25 protein-coding genes and 1 riboswitch are annotated in these 23,311 nt (G+C 38.3%); of the genes, 11 read left to right on the top strand and 14 right to left on the bottom strand.

What is annotated here, in order from left to right; translation table 11 throughout:
• Positions 1 to 106: 106 nt before the first annotated feature.
• Positions 107 to 1,147, top strand: a complete 1,041-nt coding sequence (gene recA, locus PQG52_RS10180) for a recombinase RecA (protein ID WP_271829362.1) — start codon at positions 107 to 109, stop codon at positions 1,145 to 1,147.
• Between the two features lie 91 nt (positions 1,148 to 1,238).
• Here recA and ftsY read toward each other — a convergent pair whose 3' ends face one another.
• Genes ftsY through dapF form a run of 3 tightly spaced genes read right to left on the bottom strand, consistent with a single transcriptional unit; the run spans position 1,239 to position 4,285 of the window.
• Entirely contained in the window at positions 1,239 to 2,204 is a 966-nt protein-coding gene (ftsY, locus tag PQG52_RS10185) for a signal recognition particle-docking protein FtsY (RefSeq protein WP_271829364.1), read from the bottom strand.
• Positions 2,205 to 3,464 carry a tRNA (N(6)-L-threonylcarbamoyladenosine(37)-C(2))-methylthiotransferase MtaB gene (mtaB, locus tag PQG52_RS10190; protein ID WP_271829366.1) on the bottom strand — a complete coding sequence of 420 codons (1,260 nt, stop codon included), beginning with the start codon at positions 3,462 to 3,464 and terminating at the stop codon, positions 2,205 to 2,207.
• Positions 3,461 to 4,285: a diaminopimelate epimerase gene (gene dapF, locus PQG52_RS10195; protein WP_271829367.1), complete on the bottom strand. Its 825-nt coding sequence runs from the start codon at positions 4,283 to 4,285 to the stop codon at positions 3,461 to 3,463. The genes mtaB and dapF overlap by 4 nt, the downstream gene beginning before the upstream one ends.
• Before the next feature lie 75 nt (positions 4,286 to 4,360).
• Between dapF and PQG52_RS10200 the strand changes: the two genes are divergently transcribed.
• The 5 genes from PQG52_RS10200 to PQG52_RS10220 all read left to right on the top strand — a co-directional run bounded on the left by PQG52_RS10200 (position 4,361) and on the right by PQG52_RS10220 (position 7,410).
• On the top strand, positions 4,361 to 4,996 hold the full coding sequence (locus PQG52_RS10200) for a class I SAM-dependent methyltransferase (protein WP_271829368.1): 636 nt from the start codon (positions 4,361 to 4,363) through the stop codon (positions 4,994 to 4,996).
• A gap of 29 nt (positions 4,997 to 5,025) precedes the next feature.
• On the top strand, positions 5,026 to 5,700 hold the full coding sequence (locus PQG52_RS10205; protein ID WP_271829369.1) for a DUF4145 domain-containing protein: 675 nt from the start codon (positions 5,026 to 5,028) through the stop codon (positions 5,698 to 5,700).
• Entirely contained in the window at positions 5,697 to 6,491 is a 795-nt protein-coding gene (locus tag PQG52_RS10210; protein WP_271829371.1) for a DODA-type extradiol aromatic ring-opening family dioxygenase, read from the top strand. Before PQG52_RS10205 ends, PQG52_RS10210 begins: the two co-directional genes overlap by 4 nt.
• A gap of 12 nt (positions 6,492 to 6,503) precedes the next feature.
• Complete coding sequence (locus tag PQG52_RS10215) at positions 6,504 to 6,944, top strand: hypothetical protein (protein WP_271829372.1); 441 nt, start codon at positions 6,504 to 6,506, stop codon at positions 6,942 to 6,944.
• A 151-nt stretch (positions 6,945 to 7,095) separates the two neighbouring features.
• Positions 7,096 to 7,410 carry an SMI1/KNR4 family protein gene (locus PQG52_RS10220; protein ID WP_271829416.1) on the top strand — a complete coding sequence of 105 codons (315 nt, stop codon included), beginning with the start codon at positions 7,096 to 7,098 and terminating at the stop codon, positions 7,408 to 7,410.
• A gap of 182 nt (positions 7,411 to 7,592) precedes the next feature.
• Here the strand turns inward: PQG52_RS10220 and PQG52_RS10225 are convergent, their stop codons facing one another.
• Positions 7,593 to 7,880, bottom strand: a complete 288-nt coding sequence (locus tag PQG52_RS10225; protein WP_271829373.1) for a hypothetical protein — start codon at positions 7,878 to 7,880, stop codon at positions 7,593 to 7,595.
• A gap of 25 nt (positions 7,881 to 7,905) precedes the next feature.
• Entirely contained in the window at positions 7,906 to 8,589 is a 684-nt protein-coding gene (locus PQG52_RS10230; protein WP_271829374.1) for a D-lyxose/D-mannose family sugar isomerase, read from the bottom strand.
• A 283-nt stretch (positions 8,590 to 8,872) separates the two neighbouring features.
• Between PQG52_RS10230 and PQG52_RS10235 the strand changes: the two genes are divergently transcribed.
• Entirely contained in the window at positions 8,873 to 10,798 is a 1,926-nt protein-coding gene (locus tag PQG52_RS10235; RefSeq protein WP_271829375.1) for a DEAD/DEAH box helicase, read from the top strand.
• A 429-nt stretch (positions 10,799 to 11,227) separates the two neighbouring features.
• Here PQG52_RS10235 and PQG52_RS10240 read toward each other — a convergent pair whose 3' ends face one another.
• Together PQG52_RS10240 and PQG52_RS10245 are read right to left on the bottom strand one after the other, a co-directional pair.
• Complete coding sequence (locus PQG52_RS10240; RefSeq protein WP_271790307.1) at positions 11,228 to 11,689, bottom strand: hypothetical protein; 462 nt, start codon at positions 11,687 to 11,689, stop codon at positions 11,228 to 11,230.
• A gap of 123 nt (positions 11,690 to 11,812) precedes the next feature.
• The gene (locus PQG52_RS10245; RefSeq protein WP_271829377.1) at positions 11,813 to 12,307 is read right to left on the bottom strand and encodes a hypothetical protein; all 495 of its coding nucleotides are present in this window, start codon (positions 12,305 to 12,307) and stop codon (positions 11,813 to 11,815) included.
• A gap of 233 nt (positions 12,308 to 12,540) precedes the next feature.
• On the opposite strand from PQG52_RS10245, the gene PQG52_RS10250 reads away from it, so the two are divergent.
• Positions 12,541 to 14,076, top strand: a complete 1,536-nt coding sequence (locus PQG52_RS10250; protein ID WP_271829378.1) for a S10 family peptidase — start codon at positions 12,541 to 12,543, stop codon at positions 14,074 to 14,076.
• On the opposite strand, the gene cobD is transcribed toward PQG52_RS10250, so the two are convergent.
• Complete coding sequence (gene cobD, locus PQG52_RS10255; protein WP_271829379.1) at positions 14,058 to 15,062, bottom strand: threonine-phosphate decarboxylase CobD; 1,005 nt, start codon at positions 15,060 to 15,062, stop codon at positions 14,058 to 14,060. The genes PQG52_RS10250 and cobD overlap by 19 nt on opposite strands.
• A 79-nt stretch (positions 15,063 to 15,141) precedes the next feature.
• On the opposite strand from cobD, the gene cbiB reads away from it, so the two are divergent.
• Positions 15,142 to 16,161, top strand: coding sequence for an adenosylcobinamide-phosphate synthase CbiB (cbiB, locus tag PQG52_RS10260; RefSeq protein WP_271829380.1), 1,020 nt, complete (start codon positions 15,142 to 15,144; stop codon positions 16,159 to 16,161).
• A 319-nt stretch (positions 16,162 to 16,480) separates the two neighbouring features.
• Here the strand turns inward: cbiB and PQG52_RS10265 are convergent, their stop codons facing one another.
• From PQG52_RS10265 to cobU, 3 genes are read right to left on the bottom strand one after another with little or no spacing between them, the layout of a single operon-like run.
• Positions 16,481 to 17,923 carry a cobyric acid synthase gene (locus PQG52_RS10265; protein WP_271829417.1) on the bottom strand — a complete coding sequence of 481 codons (1,443 nt, stop codon included), beginning with the start codon at positions 17,921 to 17,923 and terminating at the stop codon, positions 16,481 to 16,483.
• Between the two features lie 14 nt (positions 17,924 to 17,937).
• Positions 17,938 to 18,546 carry a cob(I)yrinic acid a,c-diamide adenosyltransferase gene (gene cobO, locus PQG52_RS10270; protein ID WP_271829381.1) on the bottom strand — a complete coding sequence of 203 codons (609 nt, stop codon included), beginning with the start codon at positions 18,544 to 18,546 and terminating at the stop codon, positions 17,938 to 17,940.
• Complete coding sequence (cobU, locus tag PQG52_RS10275; protein ID WP_271829382.1) at positions 18,546 to 19,061, bottom strand: bifunctional adenosylcobinamide kinase/adenosylcobinamide-phosphate guanylyltransferase; 516 nt, start codon at positions 19,059 to 19,061, stop codon at positions 18,546 to 18,548. The genes cobO and cobU overlap by 1 nt, the downstream gene beginning before the upstream one ends.
• A gap of 115 nt (positions 19,062 to 19,176) precedes the next feature.
• On the opposite strand from cobU, the gene PQG52_RS10280 reads away from it, so the two are divergent.
• On the top strand, positions 19,177 to 20,109 hold the full coding sequence (locus PQG52_RS10280; RefSeq protein ID WP_271829383.1) for a 2-hydroxyacid dehydrogenase: 933 nt from the start codon (positions 19,177 to 19,179) through the stop codon (positions 20,107 to 20,109).
• Positions 20,110 to 20,376: 267 nt separating this feature from the next.
• On the opposite strand, the gene PQG52_RS10285 is transcribed toward PQG52_RS10280, so the two are convergent.
• Together PQG52_RS10285 and PQG52_RS10290 are read right to left on the bottom strand one after the other, a co-directional pair.
• Positions 20,377 to 20,709, bottom strand: a complete 333-nt coding sequence (locus tag PQG52_RS10285; protein WP_271829384.1) for a hypothetical protein — start codon at positions 20,707 to 20,709, stop codon at positions 20,377 to 20,379.
• An 11-nt stretch (positions 20,710 to 20,720) separates the two neighbouring features.
• Positions 20,721 to 21,101 (bottom strand): hypothetical protein, encoded by a 381-nt coding sequence (locus PQG52_RS10290; RefSeq protein ID WP_271829386.1) that lies wholly within the window; start codon positions 21,099 to 21,101, stop codon positions 20,721 to 20,723.
• An 87-nt stretch (positions 21,102 to 21,188) separates the two neighbouring features.
• Positions 21,189 to 21,369, top strand: a riboswitch (cobalamin riboswitch).
• A gap of 100 nt (positions 21,370 to 21,469) precedes the next feature.
• On the opposite strand from PQG52_RS10290, the gene PQG52_RS10295 reads away from it, so the two are divergent.
• A complete protein-coding gene (locus tag PQG52_RS10295; RefSeq protein WP_271829388.1) occupies positions 21,470 to 22,504 on the top strand; it encodes a HoxN/HupN/NixA family nickel/cobalt transporter in 1,035 nt (344 codons plus the stop codon).
• Between the two features lie 56 nt (positions 22,505 to 22,560).
• On the opposite strand, the gene cobJ is transcribed toward PQG52_RS10295, so the two are convergent.
• On the bottom strand, positions 22,561 to 23,310 hold the full coding sequence (cobJ, locus tag PQG52_RS10300) for a precorrin-3B C(17)-methyltransferase (protein WP_271829389.1): 750 nt from the start codon (positions 23,308 to 23,310) through the stop codon (positions 22,561 to 22,563).
• Position 23,311 lies beyond the last annotated feature (1 nt).

Raw genomic sequence — 23,311 nt, forward strand, 5'->3', positions numbered from 1 at the left:
CTATTCAAAATATATCGTGAAATATCCAACGCTCACGGTCTTAAAATCTCTTTTCTTTGAGTAAGATATAATCGTCAACGTTAATAACAAAAGAGCATTGAATTAAATGGATAAAAATAAAGCATTAGATGGCGCTTTGGCACAAATTGAACGTGCTTTTGGTAAAGGTTCCATTATGAAAATGGGTGAGAAACCATCTATTCAAGTGGAAACCATTTCAACAGGGTCTATTGGATTAGATATCGGGTTAGGAGTTGGTGGGGTTCCCAGAGGGCGAGTTGTCGAAATTTATGGCCCAGAAAGCTCTGGTAAAACAACCATGGCCTTACACATCATTGCCGAAGCTCAAAAATTGGGTGGAACATGCGCGTTTATCGATGCGGAACATGCTCTAGACCCTGTTTACGCTCGCAAATTAGGTGTCGATATTGATAATTTATTAATCTCTCAACCTGATGCTGGTGAACAAGCCCTTGAAATCGTCGATACATTGGTGCGCTCTGGTGCTGTTGACGTTCTGGTCGTTGATAGTGTTGCGGCCTTGGTTCCTCGTGCAGAATTAGAAGGCGATATGGGCGACAGTCACGTTGGACTACATGCCCGTTTAATGAGCCAAGCGCTTAGAAAACTGACAGGATCTGTTTCTCGTTCTAATACTTGTTTAGTGTTCTTGAACCAAATTCGTCAAAAAATCGGTGTTATGTTTGGATCTCCTGAAACAACAACAGGGGGTAATGCCCTTAAATTCTATGCCTCTGTGCGTATGGATATTCGTCGTATTGGTCAGGTCAAAGATAAAGAAGAAATCTCTGGCAACCAAACCCGCGTTAAAGTGGTTAAGAACAAAATGGCTCCTCCTTTCCGTCAAGTTGAATTCGATATTATGTATGGCGAAGGCATCAGTAAAACAGGCGAGCTGATTGACCTTGGGGTGAAAGCTGGAATCGTTGAGAAAGCTGGATCTTGGTTCTCTTGTGACGGTCAACGAATTGGACAAGGGCGCGAGAATGTCAAACAATTCCTGCGTGATAACCCAGAGATGGCGCAAAGTATTGAACAGCGCATCCGTGAAAAGTCTGGAATTGTCAATGATGCATTGATGACCGATGATAGTGAAGACCCCTCAGCAGATCTATTAGATGAATAATTCTGCTTTGGCCTAAAGCGGCATCATTTATCATCATAAAAAAAGCCGATTATTGGATCGGCTTTTTTAATATCAGCATTGACTTTCTATATTATTCTTCTTTTTCTTCAACAACTTCAGTCGTCGAAACTTCTACATTCGTATTGCCAACTAATCCTGCTGCAAATTCTTCAGCCGAGAAATCACGCAAATCTTCAGCTTTTTCACCAACGCCCACAGCATGGATAGGCAACTGAAATTGTTGAGCCAACGCAATCACAATCCCACCACGTGCCGTGCCGTCTAATTTCGTAATAACAAGCCCAGACACATCGACCATTTCTTTGAAAATACGAACTTGTTCAATCGCATTTTGTCCTGTAGTAGCATCCAACACCAGCAAAACAGAATGAGGAGCAGTCTCATCAAACTTCTTTATAACACGAATGATCTTTGCCAACTCTTCCATCAACGCACTTTTGTTGTGTAGGCGACCAGCGGTATCGATAAACAAAATATCCGCAGCTTCATTCTTGGCGCGTTTTAGTGCTTCAAACGCCAATCCCGCAGCATCCGCACCAGGCTTGCCAGAAATCACAGGGGCACCGACACGATCACCCCAAATCTGTAATTGCTCAACCGCAGCCGCACGGAACGTATCCCCTGCCACCATCATGGTTTTTAACCCTTGATCGCCAAAATATTTAGCCATTTTGCCGATTGTTGTTGTTTTCCCAGTACCATTCACCCCAACCATTAAAACGACATGAGGTTTTAACTCTGGATTAGGCTTAAAAGGAACGGTGACAGGCTGTAGAACCCTGGCAATTTCTTTGGCCAACGCGTCTTTGATTTCTTTATCCGTAACCTCTGATCCAAAACGGGTTTTACGAAATGTCTCAATCACATTTTCCGCAACTTCTGGACCGAAGTCAGCGGCGATCAGAACTTCTTCTAATTGGGCTAAGGATTCTTCGTCCAATCGACGCTTTGTAAACACAGAAGTCAGGTTCGTACCTAACTTTTGTGTTGAACGAGATAAGCCTTCTTTTAACCGTGAAAAAAACCCGAGTGCCATTTATCTTCTTTCCACCACTATACCATCAGAATTACCCGCAATTACACGGGCAGAAATTATTTCACCGGGGGTTGCGAGTTCCCCTTGCAAAGTCGCAAATGCAAATTGTTCGGAATGCCCATGATCTGGGGTTTCCATTAAAATATGAACGTCTCGACCAATCAAAGATTCATGAAATTGTTTTGATGAGTGACCCCCTAATTCTCTTAATTTTGCAGCTCTTTCTTTACGTACTGCCACTGCGACCGCAGGCATTTGTGCTGCGGGTGTGTCTTTGCGCTCGCTGTAGGGGAACACATGCAAATAAGGGAAAGCTTGTTCTTTCAAGAAGTCATAGGTTTCTTGAAAATACACATCATCTTCGGTTGGGAAACCTGCAATAATATCGACACTTAACCCAATATCTGGACGAATAGAGCGTAATTTTTGAACCAATTGATCCACATCCGCTGTCAAATGACGACGCTTCATACGTTTTAAAATCATATCAGAGCCTGCTTGCACAGAAAGATGCAAATGAGGCATTAAACGAGGTTCAGTTGCCAAGAGTTTCCATAATGTCTCGTCAAAACCAATCGGGTCTATTGACGATAGACGTAAGCGTTGTAACTCTGGCACGGCTTTTAAAACAGCCTTACATAAATCCCCCAAAGCCAGCCGATCGTCTTTGTCACTTTTCCAAGAGGCAATATCAACCCCTGTTAACACTACTTCTTTGTAATCCCGTTCCACCAATGCTCTGGCTTGATCGATTACGCCCTCAATCGTTACAGAGCGAGACGGCCCACGACCAAAAGGGATCACACAGAATGTACAACGATGATCACATCCTTGTTGGATTTGCACGAACGCTCTGGTGCGACCTGTAAATTCTGTTACAACTTGAGCAGCCGTTTGCTTAACAGACATAATATCAGAAACTTGATTTCCAGAAGCAATTGCTTCGTTCGTCCAATTTTCTGCCTGTAATTTATCCTCATTCCCCAAAACTTGAACCACGCCAGGAAGTTCTGACCATTTTTGAGGATTTAATTGTGCGGCACATCCCGTGACGACAATTCGCTTTTGATCATCTTTACGATTCAAACGTCGAATAGCTTGTCGTGCTTGTCGTTCTGCCTCGGCAGTCACCGCACAAGTATTCACAACAACAACATCCCCCAGCCCGTCTGCGTATTGCCCCATTACTTCACTCTCGTAACGGTTCAAACGACAGCCAAAGGTCAGAATTTGAGGTTTTTGCGGTGTCTTATCGCTCATAAAGGATAATTATCCAAATCAAATTGACCTGTGAAGGAGAAATGAACTGCGCCAGTCATTAACACATTGTTGGTTTCTTCGTCCCACTCAATAATTAAATTGCCACCGTCCATTTTGACTTCACAATAACGATCTGCAAATCCACGACGAACCGCATTTACCACAGACGCGCACGCACCAGAACCACAAGCCAAGGTCAATCCTGCCCCACGTTCCCAAACACGTACACGCATGCTTTGGCGATCCAGCATTTGCACAAACCCAATATTGGCACCTTCTGCAAATAAAGGATCTTTTTCCAACATTTTGCCAGAAAAAACAGGATCAACTGTCGATAAATCTTCTACAAAGAATGTCGCATGAGGATTCCCCATAGACACGGCTGCTGGATCGCCTGACAAAGGCAGATTCAATGTATCCACGTCACGAGACAATGGAATATCTTGCCATTTCGTTCTGGGTTGTCCCATATTGACTTTCATCGTATGGTTATCGATCACCTCTACTGGCAGTAATCCTGCATTGGTTTGCAAGGTAAATTCTTTACGTTGATATTTATGATGCAGCCAACCAGCAACGCAACGTGATCCATTACCACATGCGCCAGCTTCATCGCCGCCTTCGTTAAAAAAACGCACATAGATATCAGCGTTACTGTCCTTTGGTTTAGAAAGAACGATTAATTGATCACAACCAATCCCATAACGACGATCGCATAAAGTTTTGATTCGACGTTCATTCAATTCGATATTATTAACAGAATTATCGATAATGACAAAATCATTGCCAATACCGTGCATTTTATAAAAAGGAATGTTCATTATTCTTCTAAATACAGTTATAGACTATAAATTCAATTTACCAACAAATTATAAAAAGCGCTAACTTTTTACATCATGAACCACTTAAAAGATTTTCATCCCCGATCTTTCGACATCGCAAGTAACGAAAGTGACCTTCAATATTTTACAAAGCACTCTGTTCCTCCTATGTTGGATCAAGGTGGTTATAAGGCAATCGAAGCCTTATATCACACTCTGATACAAGAAAGCGATACTATTCTTGATCTTATGTGTGGTTCCGACAGTCATATGCCCAGTGAGGTTCTTTGTGAAAACTTGATCGGCATTGATTTAAACCCTCAGGCTCTAAAAGAAAATAGTGCGTTAACTCGCAAAATCACACAAGACATCAACGATAAACCAGAGCTTCCCCTGAAAGATAATAGTGTAGACTATATTTGTTTATGCTGTGTTTTTGAATATCTGCGTCATCCGTTTACCACACTGGAAGAGTGCTTACGGGTATTAAAACCTGGTGGGCGGATTATTATTTCCTTTACCTCACGATTTTTACCATTGCGTGCCACGGCTTTGTGGCAAGCATTAGAGAATCAAGATCGTCAAGGGCTGATTAAAGTATTGTTGACCCGCGCAGGATTTACAGACTGCGATCAAGGTGAAGTCCACCCCCCAGAGGATCAGACAGTTTGGAAAGATCCGATTTATAGTGTGGTGGCGAGGAAGGCTTAAATCAATATTTTTATTAGGGAGATTTAATCATGTTTTTAGTTTCTACATGCCCACACTGCCAAAGTAGTAAAGTAACTTTAAATGTCAGAGGAGCCCATCAAAGCTTTTCTGACCCTAACAATATTTATATTTTTGCAATATGCAAACATTGCTATGAGCCTACTATATTTTTAATACACGACACCCCTCATACTGCCTCATTAACTCCAGATCAAATTATTGCACACGACCATACAAGTTTAGAAGATTTCTACACAATCGAAAAAATCATTCGCCTACCAGAAAATATATTATATCAATGTCCAGAACATGTCCCTGATAGCATTAAAGCCAAATTTAATGAAGCTGCAAAATGTCATGCGTATGACTGTTTCTGTGCAAGCGCTGCAATGCTACGACTTTGCTTAGATACAGTTACAAGAGATTTATTGACGGAAGAAGCAGATAAAAAGAAAAGTTTATATAATCGAATAAACACTCTATTTAATACCAGAATTTTCTCTGAAAGATTACACGTATTTGCTGAACAAATTCGACTAGACGGCAATACTGCACTTCATGAAGGATTAATAAATACGAATGATTTGGAGGATCTTTTTGATTTTACTATTTTCTTATTAGAAGATTTGTATACTTATCGCAAAAGAATGAATCTTATCATAGAGAAACAAGCACAACGTAAAAATCAAGGAAAAACCTCATGAAACGCCAACCCACTTTCTATATCCCTCATGGTGGAGGGCCTTGTTTTTTTATGGACGATCCGCATGATGTATGGACAAATATGGGGAATTTCCTTAATAAACTGCCTCAGCTATTGCCGCAAACGCCTGACAGTATCGTGGTTATTTCAGGACATTGGGAAAATACACCAATTAAAATCCATGCTGCTGAAACCCCCTCTCTCTATTATGATTATTATGATTTTCCTACACATACCTATGAGCTGACCTATCCTGCTTCTGGCAATCCGCAACTGGCAGGGAAAATTCAAGCTCTCTTTCAAAATCAGAATATCGAAACAGAGTTTGAGTATAAACGCGGGTGGGATCATGGGTTATTTATCCCTTTGAAAGTGATGTTTCCCGAAGCCAATATTCCGATCGTTCAAGTCTCTTTGCATCATTCTCTTGACGCACAAACTCATATTGAAATGGGTAAGATTCTAGCACCTTTACGTGATGAAAACATCCTTATTCTTGGCAGCGGAATGAGTTACCATAATTTACCGTATCTCTTTTCTCGACAAGAAACAGAACAAGCAAAGCAATTTCACCAATGGCTGACGGATACGATCTCAACGCCTGATATTCCACAACGAAATCAAAATCTTGCAAACTGGCTGCAAGCACCAAAGGCGCTGTCTTGTCATCCTCGAGAAGAACATTTACTCCCTTTAATGGTCGCTGCTGGAGCTGGGAATGAGGACATAGGGCAATGTATTTTCAAAGATACTATTTTCCATAAACCCATCACGGGATATCAATTTGGATGAATAGATTACTCTATGAAGAAAATGATTTTATTCCTTTTATTGTTAGCACCGATGGCTTTTGCGTTTGCAAAACCGACAAATATGACGATTGTCGTTGATGCCGCGTCGTTCAAAAAAGCACAACCTGAGACAATAACATCAGATGGCAAAGCCTATGCAGACATTGATAATGACACGATAAACGATGTGATTGAGTATTCTTATAATGCATCAGCACCACCCGTGGCATGCGCTGACGATAATCACTGTATTGTTCAAAATCAGGCTCTGAATTCATACCCCACATTGACCTTTCATGTTATTCTTAAAGGGCCCAATGCAACGATTCCTGTCAGCTATATGTGTACAACCATAGGAATTATGAACTCAATACATAATGGGATGAAAGATATCTTTTGTGGCCCGTCATTTATTTTGCAATGGAATGGCGAAGATTATATCATAACAAAATGAAAATTCTGACCATAAGGTCATATTCTCCATGAATGCTTCAGATACTGACAACAAAAAGAGTATGAAACAATGGTATTTTCATAAATACTATTTTACATGAACTTATCATAGGATATTGATATAGAGGCATCATGATTAATCAGATAAAAACATTGATACAAAAAATAAAGAACATGATGATGAAGTAGAAACTGGGCAGCCCGTTGATCTTACTACGATTCAGCAAGCTGAAACGATTTTGGGGATTTCTTTTCCAAACTCGTACAAAATATTTTTACAACATTTTGGATGGCTTGGTATGGGTGGTGGAGCTGGTTTATCTGGAGTGTTTCCAAACCAAGTGGATACTTCTGGTGATGTTGTTTGTTTTATAAAATATTTAAGAGACGATATTGACCTGCCTCATCACTTTATCGCTTTGGAATTTGACGAGGGGGATTTAGTACTTTGTATTGATTATTCTTAATTAAATCAAGAAACACAAGAAGTCCCTATTTGCTTTTTTGATCCTGGCCGAAAACCTATAAATAAATTGAACAATTCGTTTAAGGATTATCTAATAGAATATTTAGCTGCTGGTCTGCAATAATAACATTCCTATCATCCTACAGCTAACTCTCTTTACTATAAGATCGATAGACATATAGCTTATTGATGAAGATTATTTTGTATATTGGCTGGTAAATGAATAGGTTTTGGAGCAACTGGTTTTTCTGAAGGATTCAGATAAAGCTCATTAATCAATCCACCGATCAGCACTGCAACAGCAAGCACTGCTATCTTTACAAGATGTTTTATTAACCTAAATTCGTTTCCTTTTTTCGCTGCTTGTTTTTTAGCAAAAGGAATAGCAAGTAGCCCGAAAAGAATCACTGCGATAACAAAGATCATATTCAACACATCCAACTCATCTTCAATAAGAAAAGCCTTATTCATTACAGGCTTTTCTTTGCTTCAATCATTAATTAGCATTTGGATATTCTGTGCATAGTAAACGATAAGGTGCTTCATCCTCTTCAATTTTAGGAAAACGTCCCATCTCATCATAAAAACGATTATCATGTTCATCATCATTACACATAGAAACTTCGCCCAATAAAACTGGGCCTGTTCCTTTTTCAATCTCGAAATCATGATACATATAAGGATAGACGGTAATGCTTTCCCCTGGTGTTAATTTAACCTGAGAACCTGCTGGAACTTCTCTTTCCCGACCGTCACAGTGAACTTTGACTGGATTGACTTTGTCTAACGCTCCATCTTTGGTAGAATTGTACACACGAATCAGCACGTTCCCGCCTCCGCGATGAATAATATCTTCCATTTTATTCCAATGGAAATGCATAGGGGAATATTGACTTTCCTCTAAATAAAGTAATTTCTCTGCGTAAGTTTTCGTATATTTTTTATTTTTTAAATTACCATTACGCAATGTAATTAACGAAAAGCCAATCTTGTTAAAATCCCCTTTGCCATAGTCGGTAACATCCCAACCCAATAAATTATCACGAATCTCATCATATTCTTGATTTTTATCCGCCCAATCTTTGGGGGTAAAATGACAAAATGGAGGTAAAGAAAAGCCAACCTTTTCAATCATTCGTTCCATTGCTTTGATCGCTTGATTAATTTCTGAACGTTTCATGAGGGTTACTCCTTGATATTTCTTTAAAAAAAATATATTATGCAGTAATCTTTGCAGATTAATTTAATCTATCACATTTTGGTAAAATCGATTATAGATAAAAAACCAAAATATTTCATATGACATTTCAGGTTTTAATGTATTTGACTGCTCCCACAATCATCCTGCCTTTGCATTTGACGATCACCTCTCCTTGGATCATCACTTTTACAATAGTGACTTATCCACTTATGTCTCTCTTTTCTTAAATTTTAAGAATAAATAAACTTTATCGGATTTTTAGATGCCGTTTACACAAATCAATTCCTCACTTGCTCAAGCTCTTGAAAATAAAGGTTACAAAACGCTAACCCCAGTTCAGCAAGCTGTTTTAGAACAACAAGATCCTCATCAAGATCTGTTGGTTTCTGCACAAACAGGATCAGGAAAAACCGTAGCTTATGGTATTGCTATGGCCCCAACTCTTTTGGGAAACAAAACACATTTTAGTGCACCCAGTGCACCACAGGCGCTTATTATTGCCCCTACTCGTGAACTTGCGCTGCAAGTTCATCAAGAGCTTACCTGGCTCTATGCAGATACAAATGCAAAAATTATTACCTGTATTGGTGGAATGAATGTTCGCAAAGAATCTTTTGCATTAGAACGTGGCTGCCATATCGTTGTTGGAACGCCTGGTCGTCTATGCGACCATGTTCGCCGCCGCCATTTAGATTTGTCTGACTTAAAAGTCATGGTTCTGGATGAAGCAGATGAAATGCTTGATCTTGGTTTCCGTGACGAGCTTGAAGAATTATTATCTGCTTGTGCAAATGAACACAGAACGTTGTTGTTCTCTGCAACCATTGATAAAGCAATTGAATCATTAGCAAAACGCTATCAAAATAACGCAATTCGTATTAATACCGTTTCAACAGCTCAACATATCGATATTGAATATCATGCCGTTGTTACTCATCCTAAAGAAGTCGATAATGCTGTTGTCAATCTATTGCGTTACATCGATAGTCCAACAGCAATGGTATTCTGTGCAACTCGTGAATTAGTCCGCCATATGCAATCTGCATTGATCGAACGCGGATTTTCTTGCGCTGCATTGTCTGGTGATTTAGGACAAGAAGAACGCACCCAAGCCATTAAAAGCCTACGCACAGGACAAGTTCGTGTCTGTGTAGCAACCGACGTTGCAGCACGTGGTTTAGATTTACCAACATTGGACTTAGTTATCCACGCAAGCCTTCCAACCAATCACGCAACATTACTTCACCGCTCCGGACGTACAGGGCGTGCTGGACGTAAAGGGGTTTGTGCATTAATCGTTCCAAACAGCCAACGCAATCGTGCTGAACAATTATTACGCAAGGCCAAAGTGGCTGCTACTTGGGAAACAGCACCAAGCATCACTGCTATTCATGAAAAAGATAATGAACGTTTGTTAAATCATCCTTCTTTATTAAACAGCAAAGAGGTTCTTGGTGAAGATCAAATCTTAATTGATCAACTTACTTCTAAATTTTCTATTAATGATTTAGCGAATACTGTTATTTCTTTATATCGTACTACAATACCTAACCCAGAAGAAATCACCCCTATTTCTCTTGAAAATAGACGCTCCGTTGGTTCTGACAGAGAAAGATCAAGGGATGACAGAGGCCGTGATCGCGATGGTCGATCTGATTCACACTCTTTTGAATCAGGCAGCTGGTATGAAATGCCCGTAGGACGCAGTGATAATGCCGATCCAAAATGGTTAATTCCAATGCTTTGTAAAATTGCGAATATCCAGAAAAAAGATATTGGTTCTATTCGTATTTCTGACAGAGCAACTAAATTTGAAATTGCTGCTGATAAAGTCGCTGACTTTAACAAATCTATTTCAAGAATCAAAGATGATGAAGTCCAAATCTCTCCATCCACCCCTGCTGCTCCCTCTGAAGGAAGAAGAGAAGGCGGATATAAAGGCCGTGGCGGTGGTGACCGCAGAAGAGATGGCGGCGGAGGAAATGGACGCGGAGGATATGGCGGCGGCAGAGGCCGTGATAAAGAAAGAGGTGAAAGAGGCGCTGAAACAGGCGAAAGAAGAGAAAGAAGTGGTGGTGGCGATCGCAGAAGATCAGAAGGTGAACGTTCTGGTAAAAGAAGACCATCTGCTGCTGCACCATCCGCTGCAAGAGGTAGCGCAAGCTCCTCTCGTAAAAGAAGAAAATAAAAATTTAGCCTTTAAAATCGGTTAGATTTCAGAGCCTATCAAAAAAACCATCTATAAAGAATTATAGATGGTTTTTTTATAGATATTATCAATATCAACGCCTGTAAATGCTTGAAAAACAAATAATCATATTGTTTCGGAACATATTGTCTTTTCAAAGTATCTATATAAATTTTTCTCTGCTGTACCATAGACCGCTTTGTATAAGCTTTATTTTGATTTCTAGTAGTTTCAAGAGTTTATTTCTTGCTCTAGGCTAATTATACTATCAGCTATCCATACTAAAAGTAACAATCGCTACTATAAAAACTCGTCTATTGAACCCATTTGTTCCATCAATCTATTCATATAGACGACACAAGTCTTTATATAAAAAGGCCTATTTAATATAGGCCTTAATAATAAGTTGTATTTCAATAATTAACTAACTTATTTTTGTTGTGCTGGGGTCATATTTTGGATCTGCACACCCATTTGCTGTTTAGCTTTTTCCATATAGACTTTTTTCTGTTCTGGAGTCATTTTATTAAAACGTTCCATTTCAGCTTTTGCCTTAACTCTTGCTGCTTCAAGCGCTGTTTTTTGTTCTGGTGTTAAATTCTTTGAAATACGATCAAACTGTTCATCCGCTTGTTTTTGAGCTTTTTCCATGTATGCTTTTTGTTCTGCTGGTGTCATTTTATTAAAACGATCCATCTCAGCTTGTGCTTTTGCCTGAGCGGCCACAACTTCTTGTTGTTGTTCTGCTGATAATGCAGGCATTTTCTGTGGTGTTGCAGAAAGAGTAGCAGATGGCGCTTGACTTTGAGCCTGAGAAGAAACAGTGCTAATGGTTACGAACGCACTGAAAACACCAGCCAAAAGGATCGCATGTTTTGATAACTTTGTCATAAACAATTACCTTATAAAATAGAATGAGAACAAAAATTCGAAATGAATACCAGATCAGCTTTATTTAAAAACTTCATTTATTCAATAGAAAAATGAAGCTTTTAAATTTTTATTTTGGCTAAACTAGCGACCAAAAGGACTTGATAGATCTTTTACATCACGTTTTGTGTTATTTTTCAGATCTTTCCATTGCTGGCGTTGTTCTTTTTGTCTTTGCACAGATTGTTCTTTTCTATCTTGCATATCTTTTTTGAATTGATTTTTCTTATCTTCAAATTGCTTTTTTTGATCTTTTAATGGATCTTTATAGCGATCTAGTTCTTCTTGTCTTTGTTTTTTTTGAGCTTCGAGTTTATCTTTGAATTCTTTTTTTTGATTTTCTAAACGTTCTCTTTGATCTTTACCTGCATTTTTATAACGATCTATTTGATCTTGTTGCTTTTGCATACGATCTTGAACATTTTTATTATGTTCCGTAATTTTATTATGCAAATTATCTTCTCTTTGTTGCAAATTCTGTAACACACCTTGGGCATTTGCTTGAGATACAGCACCCACTGCAATAAACGCACTGAATAGACTTGCTGTTAATAAAACTTTTTTTGATGTCTTTGTCATAATTTAAATACCTTATTCTCTAATGAACTTGTGCATAGAAAAGTCTATAATTTAGGCGACAATAAGGCACTATTGTAACAAATCCTCTAAAAATATAGTGAACCGTAACGAACTATTATCATAATAATAGTTTTTGATTGGTCTATTTTTTTAGATTTATTCTGATAGGATATTATTTCCAATTATCATTTTTACTAATCTTTAATGTTCTTGTCATAGGTAAGCTTAATCCAATGAAAAAACTTTTCTTCACGTCATGTCTTACCAGTGCCTTGATATTATCTTTGAACCTCAATTCATTTGCACAAACCATTTCAAAATCTTCTTTGAAAAATACACCTTATGTAGAAAATACCGATACGCAAACTGCCCAAAATCGCTTTGCCCTCTTACCCCAAGACACAATCACGCATCATAAATTAACCCTTGCAGATCAAACCATTCCTTATACAGCGCATGCAGGCACTTTATTCATCCGTAATGACAAAGCAGAAATCACCGCAAAACTATTCTTTGTCGCCTACACAATGAATAATATCAAGGACTCTAATCGCCCAATTTCGTTCTTTTTTAATGGTGGGCCTGGAGCAGGCAGTTCTTTTTTAAATTTGGGGGCCGCAGGGCCAGAAGTGATTAATTTTCCGCAAAATAACCCCACAGATGGCGCCCATGCCATCAGAGAAGCCAACAAAGATAGCTGGTTACCTTTCACCGATATGGTTTTTATTGATGCCGTGGATACAGGATATAGTCTTTCTGCGGATCCAGACAAAGCCCCTAAAGATTTTTATATTTCAAAACAAGATTCAAAGACTTTTGCCAAAGCGATTCAACTCTATTTATCCAAATCTGATCGAAAAGACCCACCTGTTTGGCTAGTCGGGGAAAGTTATGGTGGGTTACGATCTATTTTGGTCGCCAATGATTTGCAAAAAAATCAAAATATTTTTGTCAGAGGCATCATTATGATTTCCCCTGCCATAGAAATGGGATTTTTAGATCAATCGGATAACCCTATGGCAAACGCTTTTATCTTGCCCTCTTACATTGCCAGCCATCTTGAAAAGACTCAGCAACTTACAAGCGATAAAATCAAAGAAGCCTATCATTATGCGATGAACGACTATCTTGCAAAAATCATCAATCCCATTCCCACCCAAAATCAACAAAATTTTTATCAAGAACTCAGCCAAAAAACAGGATTGCCTACCGAAATCATAGCGCAACATAAAGCTGTATTAGATCCATCTGCACATGACATTCGCAGCCGCGATGGGAAATTACACAGCCTTTATGATTATACACTGACCATTAATGATCCTTATCCGGATGGGACGAATAATGAAGACAGTCCAGAGCCTGTTTTATCAGGGTTTGGCAAGGCTTATGGGGGCATGTTTGCAACCTATGCAGCGCAAGAGCTTAGGTTTCAAACCCCTTTAACGTATAATTTATTAAACATGCCTTTGAATAGTAAATGGAGTTATACAGATAATGGATTTTCTATCGTCCGTGGGATGCCTATTCTGCGCAAACTAATGGCGTTAAATCCATCAATGAAGCTCTTTATTGCCCATGGTTATTTTGATTTAGTTTGTCCTTTTGCCTCTTCTCAATGGATTATCAATCAGATGCCTGTTAACCAAAACCGTATCAATTTAAAGCTCTATAAAGGCGGTCATATGTTATATACAAATCCTGATAGCAGAGCAGCTTTGACCCATGATGTTCAGCAACTTTACCTGCAAGATCAGCCTGCTGCAAAATAATGTTTAATCGTTTTTTGAACTCTATCCCATTGTTGATTATGAGGTAAACCGAAGCGCAACCAATGCTCATTATATTCAAACTTTCGTACCCAAATGCCTTGAGTGGCAAGATATTCCCATAATGCTTGTGCCTTTGGGTATTCAATCAATCTAAATAAATGCGTGCCTCCAACAACTTGACATTGATGCGTTTGAAAAAGTTGGTCTAGCTGTTTTACTTGCAGTGATAATTGATGCTGAGACTCCAAAAACCAAGATTGATCTTGCAAAGCTTGTAATCCGATCTGTAAGGCTACCCCACTGACAGCCCAAGGCCCTAACATTTGTCTCACTCTTTCTATACGATCAGGGTTAGATAATAAAAATCCTAAACGCACCCCAGCCAATCCATATGTTTTTCCAAATGAACGTAATATCGTCAATGCAGGATGAGGTAGCAAACTGCCTGCACCCTTCCCTTCAAAATCCATGAAGGCTTCATCAATAATCAAATGGTTCTTAAACTGCGCCCAGTAATTCGCAATATCTTGAAGCTGAGGTTTTGAAAATAATCGCCCATCAGGATTATTGGGATTACAGATAACGCCTACCACTTGATCTTGTGACGCAAACTTCATCAATTCTTCTAACGAAGCCACTTGATGCACTGGAATCCCCGCCTGCTGCCAAGAGTTAACATGTTCCATATAAGTCGGACATAATATACAAACCTGCTTTGCCTTAAAGATATAAGGCAATAAAGAGATCAGAATTTGCGTGCCAGGGGCTGCAATCACATAGTTTTCATCCTTTGCCCCGTAACAGTGTGCTGCAATTTTTCTTAATTGTAATTCATCGTGAACACTCGGTAATTCTGTCCAACGTTCAGTCGAAATTGATGAAAATGAATAAGCATAAGGATTAATCCCCGTGGACAAATCAATCCAAGGCAACACAGATTCAGGAAATTGTTGTTTAGCTTCTTGTAACTGTCCACCATGAATCATTGTGATTTACGCATCCTTTTTATAAAAATCTGATATAGTCCATCTATCGAACTTTTTGCATCATGTCATATCAGAACTAATGAAAAAACTATTTATTTATGTTATCCAAACACTGCTTTTACGCCATTTAAAAATAATGGCTATTGCTATTTTAATTGACGCAATATGGGGTGACCCTAAACAAATTTATAGTAAAATTCCGCATCCCATTGTGTGGATAGGCAATTTGATCGGTTTGTTAGATAAAAAATTCAATCATCCCACAGAGGCACCTCAACAACAAAAAAGAAAGGGATTTATTGCTCTCGGGTTGGCAGTAACCATTCCGAGTATAACTGGTTATTTGTTACAAAAAATCATCTTTAACTTTCTGCCAAAACCGATTGCATATCTTATTTCTGGAATGATCGGCAGCATCTTTGTTGCCAGACGATCTTTACACGAACATGTTCAAAACGTAGCAAACGCACTTGACCAATCTGATATTAACCTTGCCCGTCATGCAGTCAGCCAAATTGTCGGCAGAAATACTGAACAATTAGACCAATCAGGCATTGCCAGGGCTGCTATCGAAAGCCTTGCTGAAAATTTCTCAGATGGTGTTACTGCCCCTATATTCTGGGGGTGCGTTGGTGGATTACCTGGGATTATTGCCTATAAAGCCATTAATACAGCCGATAGTATGATTGGACATAAAACCAAAAAACATTTATTTTTTGGATATGCTGCTGCTAAAACAGATGATTATGTGAACTATCCAGCATCTAGACTTTCTGCATTATGGATTATTTTGGCAGCCAGCAAACACCCAATCGCTGATTTTCAATTTATTGTTCATGAAGCTAAAAAACATAATTCGCCCAATGCTGGATGGCCAGAGGCAGCAATGGCAACTTGTTTATCCATTTATCTTGCAGGGCCACGTCAATATCAAAATACCGTGATTAATACCCCTTGGATAGGCAGAGGAAGAAAAACAGTAAGTAAAAGTAATCTCAACAATGCATTAAAACTATTTTCATTAGCTTGTAATTTATATTATTTATTTGTTTTATTATCGTTGTATGTCTTAACCAAAAGTATAATTACTAAAAATTAATATTTTTATCAAGTAATTAAGATTTCATTAATAAATATTACATTTTATTATTACAAATAATTAATTAATACCATATAATAGTTATTGACAAACTGTAAATAATGAACTTTTTTATCTTCTTTATCGAAAAAATCTTATTGCCAAACTACATAAAATAAGGATATACATAAATATGGTTATCATTTACTGGCTTTTATACCAGTAATCAATAACTGCAGACTACTTAGAGATTACCATCTATTTCCTTTACTTAATCTCTTTTATTAACTACCTAACTACTTAACTTGACCTCTCTAATCATTTAGGGAGGTTTTTTACATCAACTATATTGTAATAAAGTTTCTATAGTTAGATTCTGTTCAATGTGCTGGGCCCACTGATCTAAATGATCTTCGATTTGTGATAAAAAATCACAACTGCTCGTGCAAACACCAAAATAATGCAACAAAGCTTGACGTGCTTGATTATGGTGAAAAATTCCATGTAGGTAAGTTCCTAAGACCCGACCGTTACTTGAGATAACCCCATCTAATTTTTCTTGTTCTAATCTAGCAAAAGGGGTGTAAGCACCATGATGGACTGTTGTACCTAAATGCATTTCATATCCTGAACAATATATGCCCTCAATAAAAAGCTTGCCTTTCACTTCATTTAACTTTTTAGAACGCTCTAATCTCGTGGATATATTTATTAATTCTAATCCTTTAATCTGAGGCACTTCCCCTTCGATACCATGTGGATCAACAATCTCTCTGCCCAGCATTTGATATCCCCCACAAATCCCCATCACATAACCGCCCTGTCTTACATGAGCCTTGATATCAACGTCCCATTCGGTTTCATATAAAGCTTGTAGATCATTAATTGTTGTTTTAGATCCAGGAATAATAATCACATCCGAGTTTTTAGGAATAACATCCCCTACTTTTACAAAATTTAATTGAACGTTTTCCTCATATTTTAACGGATCAAAATCATCAAAATTTGAAATCGTTGGTAAAAGTAAAACAGAAATAACGAGCTTGCCTTGTTGTTTTTGATGAGTAACAGATTTTAAATCTGCAGCATCTTCGGCTGGCAATTGACTGAGTTGAGGAAAATAAGGAAGTAATCCAATATTTTTCCATTGCGTCTGTTGGCTGATCCATTCCATTGCTTCTGTAAATAAAGAAGGATCACCCCGCATTTTATTCACGATAAATCCTTTAATTAAGTTTAGATCATCTGGCGGTAAAACTGCATGCGTACCAATAAGGCTCGCAATAACGCCACCGCGGTCAATATCCCCGATTAAAAAGACAGGTGCTTTGACGGCTTGAGCAAACCCCATATTGGCAATATCATGTTCTCTTAAATTAATTTCTGATGCAGACCCTGCCCCTTCGATTAAGACAATGTCTGCTTGTCGCGATAAAATTTCAAAGCTCTCTAATACATAAGGCATTAACTGAGATTTTATAACTTGATATTCTCTGGCTTTGGCTGTCCCCCACACTTTACCTTGAACAATGATCTGTGAACCAACTTGACTTTGCGGTTTTAACAGAACAGGATTCATATGCACACTGGGTTCCACACCACAAGCCATCGCTTGTAATGCTTGCGCACGTCCAATTTCACCACCTTCTTTGGTGACAGCAGCATTATTAGACATGTTTTGAGGCTTAAAAGGTAAAACCTTAAAGCCTCGTCGCCTTAATGCTCTGGCAATTCCAGCAACCAATACCGATTTACCAACACTGGAACCTGTTCCTTGGAACATCAAGGCACGTACCATTAAAATTCAACTCCTTTTTGAGCTTTTACACCTGCTTCAAAATGATGTTTAACCAAGCTCATTTCGGTTACCAAGTCTGCTGCATCAATGAGCTCTTTCTTAGCATTGCGCCCTGTAATAACCACATGCTGCATGGAAGGTCTATTCCGCAAGCCATCTAAAACCCTTTCCATCGCAATATAATCATACCGTAATGCAATATTCAGTTCATCTAAGACGACCAACGCAATTTCTTCATCTTGCAAATACTTCAACGCAACATCCCAGGCTTTGGCACAAGAGGCAATATCTTTTTGCTTATCTTGCGTATCCCATGTAAAGCCCTCACCTAACGTATGCCATTCTAATAAATCGGGGAACCTGTCTGCCATTTTTCGTTCACCCGTTTGCCACTCTGGAGCCTTAATGAACTGAACAACGGCACATTTGCGACCATAGCCTAGATTTCTGAATACTAATCCAAAGGCAGCTGTCGATTTCCCTTTGCCAGAACCTGTATGCACCATCACCAGCCCTTTGGTTTCTGTTTTAGAAGATACAAGCTCTGTTTGTAACTCTTTTCTTTTCTGCATTTTCTTTTTATGCAACTCAGCATCATGGTCTGTCATTATATATCCCTCTCTTGTGATTTCATCTTCATTGGATAGCCCGCCACGATAAACGTAAAATCATCCGCAATCGAGGCTATTTTTTGATGTAATATCCCTGCATAGTTCCGAAAAGCCCTTGCCATGGGTTCAACGGGAACAATTCCTTGCCCAACTTCGTTACTGACGATAAAAATATCCCCACCGTACGATTGCAAGGCGTCAACGAGCTGTATGGTTTCTTGTTCTATATCTCTTTCATCCATCATTAAATTCGTTAACCATAATGTTAAACAATCTATTAAAATAGGCGCATGATTTGGTTGCTTTAAATAATCTGCTATTTGAATAGGCTCTTCAACAGTAATCCATCCCGTTCCTCTACGCTCTTGATGATGTTGTATCTTTTGTTTCATTTCATCATCCCAAGCTCTGCCCGTTGCTAAATATATCCAGGGTTGAGCATATTGTTTCATTTGCATTTCTGCATATTGGCTTTTCCCTGATTTAGCACCACCAAGAATAAAATGAATCATCACATTCAACTTACTTTTTAATTAAATTTACAAAGAGGCTCATAATATGCCTATAATTAACCAACATTCAACATGAACATTTTATTCCGTTTAATAGATTAAGGACAAATGAATAATGAAACCAAATATTTTACAACTTGTTCCGATGAATAAATCTATCCAAGAACAAATCAATCAACAATTTACCAATCATATTCATATCGACGATCTGCCTTCTGCTGATATTTTAAGCAAAGTCGAAGCAGTGATTACGAATGGGGTTATTGGCGCGCCGACTGAAATGCTAGATCAATTGCCTAATCTAAAGCTTATTACAGTTCATGGGGTTGGGTATGATAATGTCAACATAGAGCTCATTAAACAAAGAAATATTAAACTGAGTATCGCGACCAATGCCCCCACACAAGACGTTGCAGACATGGCGATTGGTTTATTATTGGATGTGGCACGTCAATTAACATTACGGGATCAATTTATCCGTGCTGGACGTTGGGAAAATGAACGTTGCCCTTATCAAGGCACTTCTGTTTCCAATAAAAAGATCGGCATTATGGGCATGGGCCCAATTGGCAGAGCCATTGCACAACGAATTGCTGCGTTCGATAACGACGTTTCCTATACGGCACGTCATCAGCACACGGATGTACAATGGAATTTCGTGCCATCTTTATTAGAGTTAGCTAGACAATCCGATATTTTGATTATAGCAGCCAGCGGTGGGGATAACTCTCGAAAAGCCGTCAATAAAGAAATTATCGAAGCCATCGGTGAACGAGGCTTTTTAATTAATATTGGTCGTGGCGTAACCGTTGATGAAGAGGCTTTGGTCGAATGTTTACAACAAAAGAAAATAGCAGGTGCTGGACTAGATGTATTTGCCAATGAACCGCATGTTCCACAAGCATTAAAAGACCTGCCAAATATCGTAATGGCTCCACATTCTGCAGGTGCAACCTATGAAACATCTAAAAAAATAGCAGAAAAAATATTAAATTCATTGGGATTATTCTTTGCAGGAAAACCATTGCCTGATGAGGTAAAATTATAATATCACATGTTACAACCTGATATTATATCTAGCGTAGCAATTTAATACATCAACAAAGCCATCTGAACTTAGGAATGGCTTTTTCTATTGTTTCCTGTAAATATAGTAAATAGCGATTTTTTAAATAAAAGCAACAAACGTTAGTTATTATTATATATAAAATAGTCATATGACTGGTTCTAGCTACTTTCGAAAGGCCAGTTTTTTAAATCAAAATATTTTAGATAGACAACATTATTTTTTAATAATATTTATTAATCACAAATTTTAATATTGATCTCTAAAACCTCGAGATGTTGGATATTTAGTGAAAAAATACATTTTATTATCTTGAGGAATAGACAAGTTAAATATTCTGGTTTTACTATTATATAAAACCAAATCATACTTAGTATAAATTTTCTTTTCGATGATATCAAGCAACGAAATGACCATATCTTCAACGATACCATTATATTCAGTAATTAATGTCATTAACTCCTCAGGAAAACAATATTCTAAAAGATTTGCACTATAATAATAGTCAATATTCCCTTCCTTTTGATAATTAATTTTTGCGTAAACTCTTTGCTTAGTTAAAGAATATATATAATCTATCATAATCCACTCTTCTATTTACGACATTGGTCAAAACCATCTGCATATTTCTGATTAAATGATAATTTAACGGGATGCTCGTTTAAATCTGCTGAATTATTCCATAGAATATGGTTTGCCACATCATATTTAATCCAACCAATAGAGGTGAAACTCGAATTATCTGGTTGTCGAGTGACATCATAAATCACTTGTGCTGTAATCATGCTAGGTTGATCTTCATCAATCAATAAATTGATTTTATCCTTAGTCACTTCACGCACAGGAAAATTACTGCTCCTAACCATTTCAGTGAGATAGCCATAACAATGAACAGGCTCTTTTGCTTTGGCTATCGTCGTAAACATTAATAATGTTACAATACTTATCCTGATTGTTGGTTGGCAAGTCATCATTCTATCCTTACTTCAAAACAAACTATTTTATTCATATCACAACCATAAAAAATCATAAAATCCCTATAGTCTTTTAAAATAATAAAGACTATAACCCCATTTGATGGTTCCGTTGGAATAATAGGGAATATAGTGCAAATCTATAGCTGCCCCCGCAACTGTTAATAGTTGGTTATTTCTGTAATCCCACTGGAATATATATTCTGGGAAGGGTGAAATAATGTGCATACTATGAAGTCAGGAGACCTGCCATCATCATTCGTCAACGTGAAACCATTGGGCGGGGTGCCTCGATGGGATAAAAAGATGCCATTATTGCCTCTTTTTTCTTTTCATAATGACATGAACATTACCGTAAGGCATATTTCATGTTTACCGCTATTAAACAACTTTTTGATGAGAGCTCACCGAATTTAAAAGCTCGCATCATCACCATTTATATTATCTTGGCCATTATTAATCTTGGGGCTTGGATATGGGCATTCATCGCTTTTTATGACAGTCCGACTTTGCTCGGCATTTCCTTAACCATTTACTGCCTCGGGCTACGACATGCCGTGGATGCCGATCATATCGCGGCGATTGATAATGTCACCCGAAAATTAATGCAAATGAACCAAAGACCTGTCTCTGTTGGTTTCTTTTTTGCCATGGGACATTCAACCGTCGTTTTTATTGCCGCAGCCTTGGTTGCGATTGCTGCCAATACATTAAATAATTTTGGCAGTTTTCAAAAATATTCAGCCATCATCGGAACGTTAGTTTCATCGACCTTTTTGCTGATTATTGCAATTATGAATATCTATATTTTTATCTCAATCTATAAAACTTATAAACGCGTCAAAGCAGGTGGCAATTATATTGATGAAGATATGGATCTTTTATTGAATAATCGTGGTTTCTTATCACGACTATTTCGTCCAATGTTTAAACTGGTAACCAAAGGATGGCATATGTTTCCTTTGGGGGTATTATTTGGCCTCAGCTTTGATACCGCAACCGAAGTAGCCATGTTTGGTGTGTCCGCAGCCCAAGCTAGCAAAGGCGTTCCTATTGAATCAATTTTGGTCTTTCCTGTTCTTTTTGCCGCAGGAATGTCTCTGGTGGATACATCTGATGGCATCATGATGCTCAAAGCCTATGATTGGGCTTTTGTGAAACCCATGCGTAAATTATTCTATAATATGTCCATTACATTGGTTTCAATTATTGTCGCTATTTTTATTGGCGGTGTCGAAGCTTTGGGATTACTGGCCGATCAACTGGAATTAACAGGATTTTTCTGGGATTGGATCAGTGCGCTGGGAAGTAACTTTAATGATTTAGGCTATGCCATTATTGGATTATTTATTATCGCTTGGCTGATTTCTTATATTGTGTATAAAAGACAAAACATAGAATAATAAAACAACCGTCTATACAGGATAGAAAAATGCTTTATCCTGTATAAAATAAAGGATCATTTGATTGATCTTGGCGTATAAAACCATGTTTTTTGTTGGGTCGTCAGTAATTGACTATATCGACTGCCAATCAAAACAAGGGTCTGCATATTCCCCATAGAGGCTTTGGCATCTTTCAAATTGGTAATTTCAATATGCTCATTTTCTCTGGAAATCGCCTGACAAAATGCTACAGGAATATCCAAGGGCAACTCTTCTCTTAACAACTCAAATGCTGTATCCAACTGCCAAGGACGTGCTTTGGAAACAGCATTATAAAGCGCAATGACAAAATCAGCTTGAGCAGCCAATCTGAGGCGTTTGAGAATAACTTCCCAAGGCTTTAGATTATCAGACAAGGAAATCGCACAAAAATCATGTCCTAATGGTGCACCCAACCGAGAGGCAGCCGCAAACATGGCAGAAATTCCAGGTAAAACCGTCACTTCGGTTTCTTTAAACGATGGATCACCATGGTCAATCGCTTCAAAAACAGCACTCGCCATCGCAAAAACGCCTGCATCGCCAGAGGATACTACACCAACACGATGCCCTTGCTGTGCCAATAATAATGCATGACGCGCACGGTCTAATTCTTCACGATTGTCAGAGCTATGTTTTTGAACTGTATCGGGCACCTGAACACGCTGCACATAAGGACCATAGCCAATAATATCGGTTAATGTTGGTAATAAATCAGCAACCTCAATGGTTAGTAAATTTTGATCCCCAGGACCTAGACCAATAATATAAATATGTCCACTCATC

This window comes from Commensalibacter communis, assembly GCF_947179105.1.
In the GTDB taxonomy this organism is placed as follows: Bacteria; Pseudomonadota; Alphaproteobacteria; order Acetobacterales; family Acetobacteraceae; genus Commensalibacter; species Commensalibacter communis.